This window comes from Streptomyces sp. NPDC001970 (genome assembly GCF_053594115.1).
Genome location: NZ_JBSFDW010000005.1, coordinates 100276 through 112787 on the forward strand (window position 1 = coordinate 100276; position 12512 = coordinate 112787).

A 12512-nucleotide genomic window follows, 5' to 3' on the forward strand; every position below is an offset into this window, starting at 1 on the left:
CCTGCTCCCAACGCCCCGGCTCAGCGTCCCGCGCCCGCCCCGGCGGACTGCTTGGCGAACTCGGCGGTGAAGGCCGCGCAGAAGGCCTTGAGATCGGCCGGCTTACGGCTGGTGATCAGCGTGTTCGGCCCCTCGTGGCATACCTTCACCTGCTCGTCGACCCAGATGCCGCCCGCGTTGCGGATGTCGGTGCGCAGGCTGGGCCAGGAGGTCAGCGTCCTGCCGCGCACCACGTCGGCTTCCACGAGGATCCAGGGGGCGTGGCAGATCGCCGCAACCGGCTTGCCCGCCTCGAAGAACGCCCGTACGAACGCCACGGCCTTCTCGTCCATCCGCAGTGCGTCCGGGTTGGCGACGCCTCCGGGCAGTACGAGAGCTCCGTAGTCCGTCGCTGCGCCGCTCGGGACGACCAGGTCGACGGGGAAGCTGTCGCCCTTGTCGAGGTGGTGGAAGGCCTGGATCCGACCGGGCCTCGTGGAGAGCAGCAGGGGTGTGTCGTCGGCGGCGGCGACGGCCCGCCAGGGTTCGGTGAGCTCGATCTGTTCGACGCCCTCCGGCGCCATCAGGAAGGCGATGTTCATGGTGGTCAGCGCTCCTTTCCCCGGTTCGCTGCGCCCCCGGTTCGCTGCGCCCCCGGTTCGCTGCGCCTCCGGCTTCGCGGCGCCGGTCCGGCGGGTGGCCGGAGCGTAAATGCGGGACGTAGGGGACTCGGCTGGCGCGTACCCCCGTATCGCAGACCCATGCCCCGCAGCGGCGTCGCCCTGTGCCACTGGCGCCGCACGACCCTGTGACACCCACTACCACGCTACGTCTACGACGACCAGTGCGCGGGGCGGGACAGCGCCCGCGGCAGCTTCGTCCGGGCATCGCCCCGGGCCTGCTGGAGCTGCGGCTGGGTGAGGAAGATGCTGCCGGTGAGATCGGCTCCTCCGAGGTTCGCGTCGCGCAGGTCGGCGCCGAGGAGGTCGGACAGACGCAGGTCGGCGCCGGTGAGGTCGGCGGCGATGAGGCACGCGCCGCGCAGGTCGGCGCCATGCAGGTCGGCGCCCTTGAGCCGGGCGCCGAGGAGGTCGGCCCCGCGGCGGTTCTTCCTGCGGCCCGGCTTGGCCTCGGCGCGTACGAGTTCACTGGTGCGGAGCAGCAGTTCGCCGACCTGCGCGCGGTGGGCGGGGACATCGGTGGCGAGCAGGGCGCCGGAATCGCGGCCGGTCAGGGCTTCGGTCTCGTCGGTCAGACGGCGGATGTCCGCGTGGAGCGGGCGGGCGGCGGGCAGGGTCAGTGCCTCCGCCAGGTACCAGAGCAGTTCGTGGAGTTGCCGCATCACGGGGAAGACGTCGAGCATCTCACGTGCCGTGTCCGGAGCCTCGCGCCAGCTCTGCCCGCCGAAGGTCACCTGGGAGACCTTCTGGCCCGCACCGAAGCAGTCGTAGACCGTGCAGCCTGAGAATCCGCTCTCCCTGAGCCGGGTGTGGATGCCGCAGCGGAAGTCGTCACGGAGGTTGGTGCACGGCTGACCTGCGGGCTTGTCGAACGCGAAGTCGGCCGACGCGGAGAAGGGCAGGGCGACGCAGCACAACCCGAAACAGTTCCCGCAGTCGCCCCGCAGGCCGGACCGCTCCGCGGCGGGTGCCGCGTCGTGGCGCGTGGCGGGATCCTGACGTGTTTCGGGCACGAGGGCTGTTCCTCATTCCTGGTCGAGTACGGCCGTCGGGTCCAGTCTCCCAGGTCAGGAGCCTTGGAACGGGCCCGGGGCAGCATGACCGATGCGCGGACGGGCGAGCCGTGCCGCGGTTCAGCCCTCCCGTTTCCCAAGTGTGTCGACGGCCGCGACCACCCGGTCCCAGAACTTCTCGCCGTCCAGGTCCACCGCCACCTGCGCATTGACGGGCCGGTCCAGGTACTGGTGCAGGTCCACGACCGTCGCCCCCCGCGTGTGCCGGCCGTGCAGTTCGACGGCCACGCTCGCCTCGACGCAGCGCACGATCGAGGGGTCGATGACGCGCGCCACCGCGACGGGGTCGTGCAGCGGCGGCGCCTCGAAGCCCCACAGCCGCCGGTAGGTGGCGGCGAAGAACGTCATCAGCTCGACGCAGATCCGCCCGAGTTCGGTGCCCAGTCCATCGAGGCGGGCGAGGACGTCGGGCGTGGCGAGTGCCTGGTGGGTGACGTTGAGCCCGCACATCGTGACGGGTACGCCGCTTCGGAAGACGATGTCGGCGGCTTCGGGGTCGACGTAGATGTTGAACTCGGCCGCCGGGGTGCGGTTTCCGCGCTCCGTGGAGCCGCCCATGAGCACGATCTCGCGGATGTGCGCAGCCGCGTCGGGATACCGGGTCAGGAGCAGGGCGATATTGGTCAGCGGGGCGGTCGGGACGAGAGTGACGGGTTCCGGATGCCCGGTCAGGATCCGGTACATCAGGTCCACGGCGTGCTCGGGGACCGCGTCCACGGTGGGTTCGCCGAAGCGTGGACCGTCCATGCCCGAGTCGCCGTGGACGTCGGCCGCCACGTACAGCGGCTGGACGAGCGGCTGCGCGCAGCCGGCCGCGATGGGGACGTCGGTGATTCCGGCGGCGGTGCAGATCCGGCGGGCGTTGAGCGTGGTCTTCTCGACCACCTGGTTGCCGGCGACCGTCGTGATCGCGAGCAGGTCGATCGCGGGATCCCCGGCCGCGAGCAGGATCGCGACGGCGTCGTCGTGCCCGGGATCGCAGTCGATGATGATCGGGACAGGCACGGTGCTCCTCGGCGTCGTCGTCCGCTCCGCTTCCGGCCCGGGTCCGCCTCCGGTCCGGCTATGGTCCGGCTGCATGTGTCGTCCGGCCCGGGTCCGGTCCGGCTGTGGTTCCCGGTCGTGCCTCACCAGTGTGCCCCTGAGTCGGCCCGGATACCTGCCGCTAGAGCGCTCTGAGTCCTTCGATCACCTCCCGGAGGATCCTCTCGTCGGGCAGTTGCGCGGGCGGTACGGGCCGGCTGACGGTGACGAGGCCGGCCTCGAGCAGGTCGCCGAGGAGGACGCGTACGACGCCGATGGGCAGGTCGGCGTCGGCGGCGAGTTCCGCGACGGACTGGGTCTCCGCGCTGCACAGCGTGAGCAGGGCCCGGTGTTCGGGGCCGAGGAGCGATTCACCGGCCCGGCCGGCCGCGTCGGGGGCGGCGTCGACGAGTGCGATGACGTCGAAGCGCACGGTGCCGGGGCCCGGCTGCGTACGCCCTCCGGTCATGGCGTACGGGCGGACGAGAGGGCCCGCTTCGGCGTCGTACCAGCGGCTGCCCTGAAGTTCCCGGTCGCCGTCGCCGGCTTCGTTCATGGTGTGGCGTCTCCCTCCGGTCAGCCGGCGGCGGGCGGGGTGGTGGACATGCGCGGCGGCGTGTGCAGGTGTTCGCCGACGCGCTTGACCAGGCGGGCCATCTCGTACGCGATGAGGCCGATGTCGGCGGTCACGGCGCTGAGGACGGCGAGGCAGGAGCCGTCGCCCGCGGCGGCCACGAAGAGGAAGCCGTCGTCCATCTCGACCATCGTCTGGCGTACGGAACCGGCGTGGAAGTGGCGGCCCGCGCCCTTGGCGAGGCTGTGGAATCCGGAGGCGACGGCGGCGAGGTGTTCGGCGTCCTCGCGGGTCAGGCCGTTGGAGGCGCCGACGGCGAGGCCGTCGTTGGAGAGGACGACGGCATGCCGGACCTCGGTCACCCGCAGCACCATGTCGTCGAGCAGCCAGTCGAGCTCTCCGGAACGCTGGTACGGGGTGATCCTCTCGTGGTCGATCATGCGTCGTCTCCTTCGCTGCGGTGGGCGCTGCTGGGTGGGTTGCCGTGGGCATTGCCGTGAGCGCTGCTGTGGGTGGTCCGGCCGGGGGCGGCGCCGCCGCCGCGGGTCCAGCCGGCTCGGTAGGCGGCCATGCGGTCCCTGGCCTGTTCCGGGGTGCGTTCCGGGGTGTCGTTCGCGGTGCGGTCGGCCGCCTCCGGCTCTTCGGGGCCGGGTGCTTCGCGCAGTTGGGGGACGAGGCTGGCCTGCCTGACCCGGCGTGGGAGGCCGCCCGCGTCGTCCTGGGGGCGGGTCTCGGGCTCGTAGTGCGCGTGCAAGTGCGGCTGCTGGTGGGGCTCCGGCTGCGGGACGGACTGGGGGCGGCCACGCAGCCGGAGCGCGATGACGCCTGGCGGCGGGGGCGGTGCGTTGTCCGGCTGCACTTCGAGGAAGCGGCGGCCTGTCACGGAGCCGGAAGGCCGCGGGGCTGACTGGTCGCCGTGCACGACGGAGTGGGCGTCGGACGGAGCCGTTCCGCCCGTATGGCGCGTGGACGCCGGTAGGCCCGTGCCCGCGCCCGTTCCGGCGCCCGCTCCTGCTCCTGGCGGGAGTGCGCTCTGGAGCAGTGGCGTAGGGATCAGGACGACCGCGGTCGTGCCGCCGTACGGCGAGGTCCGCAGCCGCACCTTGATGTCGTGACGGGCGGAGAGTCTGCTGACGACGAAGAGGCCGAGCCGGTCGCTGTCGAAGAGGTCGAGCGCCTCCGACTCCTCGATGCGGCGGTTGGCTTCGGCGAGGGCTTCCTTGCCCATGCCGAGGCCGCGGTCCTCGATCTCGAGCGCGTAGCCGTTGCCGACGGGTTCACCGCTGACGCGGACCTTGGTGTGGGGCGGGGAGAACTGAGCCGCGTTCTCGACGAGTTCGGCGAGGAGGTGGGTGAGGTCGGCGACGGCGGCGCCGACGACGGCGCTCTCCGGGAGCTGCCGTACCTCGACGCGCGCGTAGTCCTCGACTTCGGAGACGGCTGCGCGCACGACGTTGGTGAGCGGTACGGGCATGCGCCAGGCGCGGCCGGGGGCGGCGCCGGAGAGGATGATCAGGCTCTCCGCGTGGCGTCGCATGCGGGTGGTGAGATGGTCGAGGCGGAACAGGTCTCCGAGCTCGTTCGGGTCCTCGGCGCGGCGCTCCATGCTGTCGAGCAGATTGAGCTGCCGGTGGACGAGGACCTGGCTGCGGCGGGCGAGGTTGACGAAGACCCCGGAGATGCCGCGGCTGAGTTCCGCGCGTTCGACGGCGGCGCTGAGCGCGGCGCGGTGGACGGTCGAGAGAGCCTCGCCGACCTCGGCGATCTCGTCCTGCGGGTGTGGTCCCGGCGGAGCTTCGGCCTGTACGTCGAGTTCTTCGCCGGAGCGGAGGCGGCGCATGGCGTGGGGCAGTTTGTGCCGGGCGATCCCCAGGGCGGTGTTGCGGAGGCTGACGAGTTCGACGACGAGGACGCGTCCGATGCGTACGGAGATGACGAGCGAGGCGGCGACGGCGGCGAGTCCGAGGAGTACGGCGGCGCCCGAGGCGGTGACGAGGCCCTGGGCGAAGGGGTCGGCGCGGTCGGCGGCGCTCTGCCGGGCGCCGGTCTCGATGTCGCGCATCGCCGTGTGGACGCTGCTGTGGGCGGCCTCCCAGGTGGTGGCGGGTACGGCCTCGGCGGCGCGTCGGCCGGCAGGGGCGGTGAGGGTCCTGTCCTCGGCGGACTCGAGTGCCTGGTAGGCCCCTTGAGCGGTGAGTGAGCGCCAGGCGGCGCGCTCGGGGGCGCGCAGGTCGGCGACCGCGGATTCGGTGAGGACGCGTCGGGTCTCGACGGCGCCGGTGAACAGCCGCAGACGCTCGCTGCTGAAGGTCCCGGCGGCCTGGGCGGAGGTGAGCAGGGCGTCCTCACGGGAGAGCATTTCGGCGGCGCGGCCGAACTCGAGGAGGACACGGGCGTCGGAGCCGGGGGCGGTGTCCTGGACGCCCGTGAGGGCGCCGTTGACGCCGAACGCCGAGGTGATGGCCGCGGTGTACTTCTCGTACGTGCGGTTCCATTCGGCCTTGCGGGCGAGGACATCGGTGCGCAGGGCGGGTAGTGCGGCGGTCGCTGTGACGAATCCCTTGAGGCGGCCGGCGACAGCCGAGGGGAGGTCGCCGGCGTCGGCGACGGTGTGGGTGTCGTCGAGGGCGAGCTTCGCGAGGGCGGCGTCGGTGAGTTCGGCCTCCTGCTGGAGGTCGGCGGCGCGCTCGGGGCCTGGGGTGGTCAGCTGGCGGAGGGCCGCGCGGCGTTCGGCCTGCAGTGCGTTGACGGCTTCGGCGACGGGCTCGCGGACGCGGTCCTCGACGTCGCGGAGCTGACGCAGCCGTGCGACGTCCTGTGCGGTGGTGACGGTGGCGAAGCCCCACAGGGCGAGGAGGGAGACGACGGGCACCATCAGCAGCGAGACGATCTTGGCGCGTACGGTTCGGGGACGCAGCCCCAGGCGTTCACGGGGGCGGCCCTTTACGGAGTGTGCCGCGGTCGGGCCGAGGTCCGTTCCCGGTGCGAGCTCCTCGTCCGCGGGCGGTCCGGCGTGGGCGCGCCGACCGCGCCTTGCCGGTCGAGCGGAGGCGGTCGGACTGGGGCCGTGCGGTGATGGCGTGTCGGCGCCGGGGGTGCTGCGGGGTTTGCGCATGGCCTCCTCGTTCCGGGTACGGGGTGGTGGGTGCGGCGGGCGGCCTTACGGGGTGGTCGCTGCGGCCGTCGATGCGGTGGCCGGTTCGGCCGCCGGTTCGGTGATCCGCTCGGCCGAGGCGTAGGCGGCGCGTTCCCTCGCCGTCGGGGAGAGGGCGACGAAGGCGGAGGTGAGGAAGAGGTACGACCCGAGGCCGACGGCGAGGGGGAAGATGAACTGCATGGCCGTGGCCCCGGGCAGTGCCCCATCCGAGGGCTCGACGTGCACGCCGACCGCGAGCATGCCGGTGTAGTGCATGCTGCTGACCGCCGCGCCCATGACGAGCGACGCGATGGCGACTGCGACGGGTGACTTGATGTTGAGTGCGGCCCAGAGGGCCGCGGTGGCTGCGACGACGGCGATGACGACGGAGAGTCCGACGAGCAGCGGGTCGTAACGCACTTCGCCGTGGAGGCGCAGGGCCGCCATGCCGAGGTAGTGCATGCTGGCGACGCCGAGTCCGGTGGTGAGGCCGCCGAGCAGCAGGGCCCGGACGCGGTCGCGGCTGTAGCCGACGGCGAAGACGCCGGCGCCGACGACGAGCATGGCGACGAGGAGGCTGAGGATGGTCAGCGGCACGTTGTAGCGGATGTCGCTGCCGGTGACGCCGAAGCCGAGCATGGCGACGAAGTGCATCGTCCAGATGCCGGTGCCGATGGCGGATGCGGCGGTGATGAGCCAGTTGCGGCGTGAGGTCCCGGTGGCTTCGAGCGCGCGTACGGTGCAGCGGAGACCGAGGGCGGCGCCGATGCAGGCCATCGCGTACGACAGCACGGGGGTCAGCCAGCCGAAGGTGGCGTGGTCCAGATGTCCCATGGCTCCGGGACGCTAGTCCTGCCAAGTGCGTGTGACAGGGGCGCATTTCGAAACCTGATGGAATATGACAGAGAGACGTTCCAGAACGATCGTGCCGAGCTCGAACATGTGCACCAAACGTCTGAGTGAGTGCGTCCGCAGAAGGCGTTGGGGATTGACTACGGGTCAACTGTGCGCGCGTGCGGAATCATGTCCGTATGACCGCCAACCACACACTCGTGCAGGAGTTCTTCGGCGCCCGTGCGGCCGGCTGGGACGCGCGCTTCCCCGGTGACGGTCCCGCCTATGCCGCCGGTGCCGCGGCGCTCGGACTGCGTCCGGGCGATTCCGTACTGGACGCGGGCTGCGGCACCGGGCGTGCGCTGCCCGCGCTGCGGAGCGCCGTGGGGCCGGGCGGAACGGTCATCGGGGCCGATCTGACGCCGCAGATGCTCGACGCCGCCGTCCGTGCGGGCCGGGACAGGGACGGCAGGCTGCTGCTCACCGATGTGGCGAGGCTGCCGTTGCGCTCGGAGGTGCTCGACGCGGTGTTCGCCGCCGGGCTTGTCGCCCATCTGTCGGAACCGGAGGCAAATCTGCGCGAGTTGGCCCGAGTGGTGCGCCCTGGCGGGCGCCTCGCGCTCTTTCATCCGATCGGGCGGGCCGCGCTCGCCGCGCGCCAGGGCCGGCAGACCACCGACGACGATCTGCGCGCCGAGGCCAATCTCGGTCCGCTGCTGGGTGCTTCGGGCTGGCGGATGGTGGCGTACACCGACGAGGACGCGCTGTTCCTGGTGCTGGCGGTACGTGAGGACTGAGATGTGCCAGGACTGAGTCACGTCAGGACTGAGGCCACGTCAGGGCTGCGGCGCGTCAGGACCGAGGCGCGTCAGGACCGAAGTGCACGTGTCGCGCCTGCTCCGTGGCGGCCGGGCCTTGCCGCGGCGACCGCGCGGACGAACGCCTCGGGGGCGTCGAACATGACGTTGTGCCCGGCGTCGGGGACGGTCACGACCTGCACGCCGGCAGCCACGAGTGCGTCCTCGCCGGAAAGTTCGCCGCTGAGCCCGCCCTGCAGATACGTGCGCGGGACCGGGCAGTCCATCAGCATCCGCCGCATCGTCGGCCTCGTTCCGCGCACGAGCGAGGTCGCGCTCCGATGGAGCGCCAGCGGGTCGGCGAGCCGCATGGTGGCGGCCCACGTGGGTCCGATCCGCTGCAGTACGCGTGCGAACCCGTCGCCGTGCACGAACTCCTCCTCCGGCAGGTCGGCGATGCCGCTGCTGCCCACGGTCACGGGCGGGTGCGGGTCGAGGTCGGCCTCGACGAGCACCAGGCGTGACACGAGCTCGGGCCGGCGGTGGGCGAGGACGATCGCCACCGCGCCGCCCATGCTGTGCGCGACGATCTCCGCACCGTCGCCGACCACACCCACACCCGGATCCGCACCCGGACCCGCCTCGTCGAGCGCGGCGGCCAGTGCGTCCGCGTGGCCCTCCAGCGTGTAGCCGAAGTCGGCGGGCCGGTCACTGATGCCGTGCCCGGGCAGGTCGACGAAGAGCGACCGGCGGCCCGCCAGGAGGGGATGGGCGGCGATGTGCGCGTGATAGACGGTGGAGGCGGCGCCGAGGCCGTGCACGTACACCCGCGCCGGCCCCTCCCCCGCCGACTCCGTCCAGCGGATGAGGCTGCCCCGTGCGTCGAACCTGGCCTGTCGCATCCGTATCACTCCACGTCTCTTCCGGCGCCCTCTCGAATCCCGGACTATACCTCGGTCACGTAGTACTACGTCAACGATGTACCCCGCGAGTGCGACAGAATGCAAGCATGCTGGAGCTGGCCATCCTCGGATTCCTGTACGACACCCCGCTGCACGGCTACGAGCTGCGCAAACGCATCACCGCGCTCACCGGGCACGTGCGCCCGGTGGCCGAGAGCACCCTGTACCCCGCCATCAAGCGACTGGAGAAAGGCGGCCTGCTGGTCCGCAAGAGCCAACCCGGCCAGGCCGCTGCACCCCGCCATGTCCTCAGCCTCACCGACGCGGGACGGCAGGCGCTGCTGCACCGGCTCGCCGAGCCCGTACAGCAGGACATCACCGACGAGAACCGCTGGTTCACGCTTCTCGCCTTCCTCCGGCACCACCCGGAAGCCGCGGCGCGTGCCGCGGTGCTGCGGCGGCGGCTGGAGTTCTTGGAGCAGCCCGCCAGTTTCTTCTACGAGGGCGACCGGCCGCTGCGGGCGGAGGAGCTCGACGACCCGTACCGGCGCGGCGTACTCACGATCGCCCGGGCGACAAGCGAAGCGGAACTGGCGTGGTTGCGGGCCATGTTGCGGGAAGACTTGTCGCACCGGCGGAGTACTCCGAACGGGTGAACGACCAGGCATGGGGGCCACTGTGTTCGACAGATTGATCGCAAGAATCCGCAAGCTCTTCGGGCCCGGGCCCGGCGGTGAGGCGAGCACGGCTGCGGTCCCGGCCGCGCGGGGGCGGCAGCACAACATCTTCGAGGCAGCGGCGACGTATGTGTCCGCATGCGCCGAGGACGACGAGCAGGGGATCGAGGAGGCGTCGAGCTGGGTGTCGCCGGAGGCGCTGTCCTTCGGGGTGAACGAGCTGGCCTGCCGGGCGGTGATCGCCCTCGCGCGCGAGCGCGACGAGTCCCCGCAGTCGGTGGCGCGCAGCCTGCTGGGGCTGCCCGTGGCCTGACGCGTGGGCGGCTCGCGAGCCCGGGGTGGGCGCACGGTTCACATTTACTGCCGCAGGCTCTCGACGTCGGGGTTACCCACTGGTTAGGGTGCGCCGACGAACGATCGGATGGGGAGAAGGTGCTGTGGCCGGGACGGACGAGGTCGCCGACGACGACACGCTCTATGTGTTGACCGCCTTGCTGCTCACACCGGCGCAGTTCCCGAGCGTCCTCGGCGACGACTTCCCGGCGGCGTGCGCCTCGCTGGGGCTCGAGCCGTACGCCGAAGGGTACGGCCTGGTCCTCGGCCAGGACAGCACCGGCGGCCGGTGGACGGTCGTGGTCGACGATGTCTCGCTCGTCGCGGTCGCGATCGCGTCGTGGGACTGCGGGATGGAGTACGACCTGTCGCCCAGCGACCGGACCGTGGTCGCCGCACTGCCCGGCTGGCCGCTGGAGGTCGCAACCGTCGCTCCAGGTGTGCCCGCGCCCCGTGATCCCGAGGACGACGGCGGTGACGGACCACGACTCTCCCCGCCCGACACGGACACCTGGGGGCCCGCTCAGCGGCGGATGGGCGCGGACGAGATCGCCCTGCAGTGGGCGATCTGGCGCGAGCAGGTGGGCGACCAGGTGACGTTCGTCCAGCCCGGTGAGCGGACGGAGGACGGCGAGGAGCCGGCGAAGCCGCACGAAGGGGTGCAGCGGGTGCTCAAGGACCTGCACGGTTACGTGGAGGTCGAGGCGCCGCCGCCCGGGCGGGTGCGGTCCAGCTTCGCCCCGGACGGGGCGCGGATGCTGCGCGCCGACGGGCCCGGCTGGTCCCTGGTGGCCAGGACCGACGACATCGCCTTCGTCCTGCTCGACGACGAGCCGGGCGAGGTGCTGCCGGTGGGGCGCGGGCCCGAGCTGCCGGGCCTGCTGGAGGCTCTGGACAAGATGGCCGTACGCCCCTCCTGAGCAGTCCTCCTGCGCAGTGGCTGGACGCCCCTCCTGAGCACATGGGCGGCGGGCGCGAGGTGTGGGCCGGGCCCATGGCCGTACGAGCAGGGCCCCAGCACGATGTGGCGGCGCACCCACCTGTTCGCCGTCCATCCGGAGGCCTGCCGTCATGCGCCTGTCCCGCCCGCATCGCTTGTCCCGCCCATCACGATTGCTCCATTCACCGCGGAGGACTCCGGTCCTCGCCGCGGTGCTGCTCGCCCTGACCGGGACATCCCTCGCGGACGCCCGCCCGGCAGAGGCCGGGGCCGGGCCGGCACATGGCCACTGCGCCCGTCAGGACCGGCTCCGGATCGTCGGCGCGGACCATCAGGAGTCTGCCTGCCTCGGGGATCTGACGACCGCCGCGCTGGCCGGTACGCCGTACACCGACATGGCCGACCAGGCCGGCCTGGCGGCCTCCGGCACCAGGAATCCGTCCGGAGTGCCCGGCATACAGATCGACGGCTACTTCCCCGACGATTCCCGCCTCAACGCCACTCACGGCTGGCGACACGACGCCCAGTTCGTGATCCGGCTCCCGGACCGCTGGAACGGCGGGCTGGTCGTCACAGGGGCACCCGGCACACGGAGGCAGTACGCGACGGACGCTCTCATCTCCGACCACGTCCTCGCGCAGGGGTACGCGTACGCCGCCACCGACAAGGGCAACACGGGAGCCGACTTCTTCACGGACGGCCGGCGGCCCGGTGACGCGGTCGCCGAGTGGAACCGCCGTGTCGCCGAGCTGACCCGGGCCGCGAAGCGCGCGGTCAGTCAGCGCTACGGGCACGGGCCCGCCAGGACGTACATGACGGGCATCTCGAACGGCGGCTATCTCACGCGATGGCAGCTGGAGAACCACGCGGAGCTGTACGACGGAGGCGTCGACTGGGAAGGCGTCCTGTGGACCTCGCGCGGGCCGAACCCGCTGACGAGCCTGCCCGTCACCGTGGCCAGAACCCTCGGCCGGGCCGATGACGAGGACCTCCTGGCGGCCGGTTTCGCACCCGGCTCGCAGTTCCTGTGGCCGTACCACGAGAAGGTCTACTGGGGGCTCACCCAGAAGATCTTCCGCGCCGAGTTCGACCCCTCGTACGACCCGGCCTGCCCGGGAGCTTCGGCGGGCTCCACGCCGGAGCAGATCTTCGCGGTCTGCGCGTCGGACGCGGCGTACGACCTCGCCTCACGCCCCGCGTCCGTGCGGCGGGCGCTGGCGGAGGTGGCGCTGACGGGCCGGATCGGGAAGCCGCTGATCACCCTCCACGGCGATCTGGACACGCTGCTGCCGATCCGTCAGGACTCCGATGTGTACTCCCGCATGATCGACGGCCGTGGCCGCTCGGCACTGCACCGCTACTACACGGTCGAGGACGGCACGCACACCGACGGCCTGTACGACACGTACCCGGACCTGCTGCGCCCGATCCTGCCCTGTCACCGATCGGCGTTCGCGGCGCTGACCGCGTGGGTGGAGGACGGCGTCGCACCGCCCTCGGACCGAACGATCGGCAGGCCCGTGGGCGGTGACGTGGTCAACTCCTGTCCGCTGAACTGAGGGCC

13 protein-coding genes are annotated in these 12512 nt (G+C 71.9%); 5 read left to right on the top strand and 8 right to left on the bottom strand.

The window, feature by feature from the left end; translation table 11 throughout:
- Positions 1 to 20: 20 nt before the first annotated feature.
- The 7 genes from ACWCP0_RS08645 to ACWCP0_RS08675 all read right to left on the bottom strand — a co-directional run bounded on the left by ACWCP0_RS08645 (position 21) and on the right by ACWCP0_RS08675 (position 7299).
- Positions 21 to 581, bottom strand: a complete 561-nt coding sequence (locus tag ACWCP0_RS08645; protein WP_451078125.1) for a type 1 glutamine amidotransferase domain-containing protein — start codon at positions 579 to 581, stop codon at positions 21 to 23.
- A gap of 230 nt (positions 582 to 811) precedes the next feature.
- Positions 812 to 1672: a pentapeptide repeat-containing protein gene (locus tag ACWCP0_RS08650; RefSeq protein WP_451078126.1), complete on the bottom strand. Its 861-nt coding sequence runs from the start codon at positions 1670 to 1672 to the stop codon at positions 812 to 814.
- A gap of 120 nt (positions 1673 to 1792) precedes the next feature.
- Positions 1793 to 2737, bottom strand: coding sequence for a nucleoside hydrolase (locus tag ACWCP0_RS08655; protein WP_451078127.1), 945 nt, complete (start codon positions 2735 to 2737; stop codon positions 1793 to 1795).
- A gap of 160 nt (positions 2738 to 2897) precedes the next feature.
- Positions 2898 to 3311, bottom strand: a complete 414-nt coding sequence (locus tag ACWCP0_RS08660; protein ID WP_451078128.1) for a DUF742 domain-containing protein — start codon at positions 3309 to 3311, stop codon at positions 2898 to 2900.
- A 20-nt stretch (positions 3312 to 3331) separates the two neighbouring features.
- Positions 3332 to 3769 carry a roadblock/LC7 domain-containing protein gene (locus ACWCP0_RS08665; RefSeq protein WP_451078129.1) on the bottom strand — a complete coding sequence of 146 codons (438 nt, stop codon included), beginning with the start codon at positions 3767 to 3769 and terminating at the stop codon, positions 3332 to 3334.
- Complete coding sequence (locus ACWCP0_RS08670; protein WP_451078130.1) at positions 3766 to 6444, bottom strand: sensor histidine kinase; 2679 nt, start codon at positions 6442 to 6444, stop codon at positions 3766 to 3768. The genes ACWCP0_RS08665 and ACWCP0_RS08670 overlap by 4 nt, the downstream gene beginning before the upstream one ends.
- Positions 6445 to 6489: 45 nt before the next feature.
- Positions 6490 to 7299 (bottom strand): MHYT domain-containing protein, encoded by an 810-nt coding sequence (locus ACWCP0_RS08675; RefSeq protein WP_451078131.1) that lies wholly within the window; start codon positions 7297 to 7299, stop codon positions 6490 to 6492.
- Between the two features lie 197 nt (positions 7300 to 7496).
- Here ACWCP0_RS08675 and ACWCP0_RS08680 point away from each other — a divergent pair, with 197 nt between their 5' ends.
- Positions 7497 to 8096: a class I SAM-dependent methyltransferase gene (locus ACWCP0_RS08680; RefSeq protein WP_451078132.1), complete on the top strand. Its 600-nt coding sequence runs from the start codon at positions 7497 to 7499 to the stop codon at positions 8094 to 8096.
- Between the two features lie 71 nt (positions 8097 to 8167).
- Here ACWCP0_RS08680 and ACWCP0_RS08685 read toward each other — a convergent pair whose 3' ends face one another.
- A complete protein-coding gene (locus ACWCP0_RS08685) occupies positions 8168 to 8998 on the bottom strand; it encodes an alpha/beta fold hydrolase (RefSeq protein WP_451078133.1) in 831 nt (276 codons plus the stop codon).
- Positions 8999 to 9105: 107 nt separating this feature from the next.
- On the opposite strand from ACWCP0_RS08685, the gene ACWCP0_RS08690 reads away from it, so the two are divergent.
- The 4 genes from ACWCP0_RS08690 (at position 9106) to ACWCP0_RS08705 (ending at position 12507) form a co-directional block, all read left to right on the top strand.
- On the top strand, positions 9106 to 9654 hold the full coding sequence (locus ACWCP0_RS08690) for a PadR family transcriptional regulator (protein ID WP_451078134.1): 549 nt from the start codon (positions 9106 to 9108) through the stop codon (positions 9652 to 9654).
- Between the two features lie 34 nt (positions 9655 to 9688).
- Positions 9689 to 9988: a hypothetical protein gene (locus ACWCP0_RS08695; protein ID WP_351225718.1), complete on the top strand. Its 300-nt coding sequence runs from the start codon at positions 9689 to 9691 to the stop codon at positions 9986 to 9988.
- A 124-nt stretch (positions 9989 to 10112) separates the two neighbouring features.
- Positions 10113 to 10928, top strand: coding sequence for a hypothetical protein (locus ACWCP0_RS08700; RefSeq protein WP_451078135.1), 816 nt, complete (start codon positions 10113 to 10115; stop codon positions 10926 to 10928).
- Positions 10929 to 11079: 151 nt separating this feature from the next.
- Positions 11080 to 12507, top strand: coding sequence for a tannase/feruloyl esterase family alpha/beta hydrolase (locus tag ACWCP0_RS08705; RefSeq protein ID WP_451078136.1), 1428 nt, complete (start codon positions 11080 to 11082; stop codon positions 12505 to 12507).
- The last annotated feature ends 5 nt before the right edge of the window (positions 12508 to 12512 follow it).

Coding starts and splice junctions, on each gene's coding strand:
- ACWCP0_RS08645 (WP_451078125.1), bottom strand. CDS start 581: ATGAACATCGCCTTCCTGATGGCGCCGGAGGGCGTCGAACAGATCGAG.
- ACWCP0_RS08660 (WP_451078128.1), bottom strand. CDS start 3,311: ATGAACGAAGCCGGCGACGGCGACCGGGAACTTCAGGGCAGCCGCTGG.
- ACWCP0_RS08665 (WP_451078129.1), bottom strand. CDS start 3,769: ATGATCGACCACGAGAGGATCACCCCGTACCAGCGTTCCGGAGAGCTC.
- ACWCP0_RS08670 (WP_451078130.1), bottom strand. CDS start 6,444: ATGCGCAAACCCCGCAGCACCCCCGGCGCCGACACGCCATCACCGCAC.
- ACWCP0_RS08675 (WP_451078131.1), bottom strand. CDS start 7,299: ATGGGACATCTGGACCACGCCACCTTCGGCTGGCTGACCCCCGTGCTG.
- ACWCP0_RS08680 (WP_451078132.1), top strand. CDS start 7,497: ATGACCGCCAACCACACACTCGTGCAGGAGTTCTTCGGCGCCCGTGCG.
- ACWCP0_RS08685 (WP_451078133.1), bottom strand. CDS start 8,998: ATGCGACAGGCCAGGTTCGACGCACGGGGCAGCCTCATCCGCTGGACG.
- ACWCP0_RS08690 (WP_451078134.1), top strand. CDS start 9,106: ATGCTGGAGCTGGCCATCCTCGGATTCCTGTACGACACCCCGCTGCAC.
- ACWCP0_RS08705 (WP_451078136.1), top strand. CDS start 11,080: ATGCGCCTGTCCCGCCCGCATCGCTTGTCCCGCCCATCACGATTGCTC.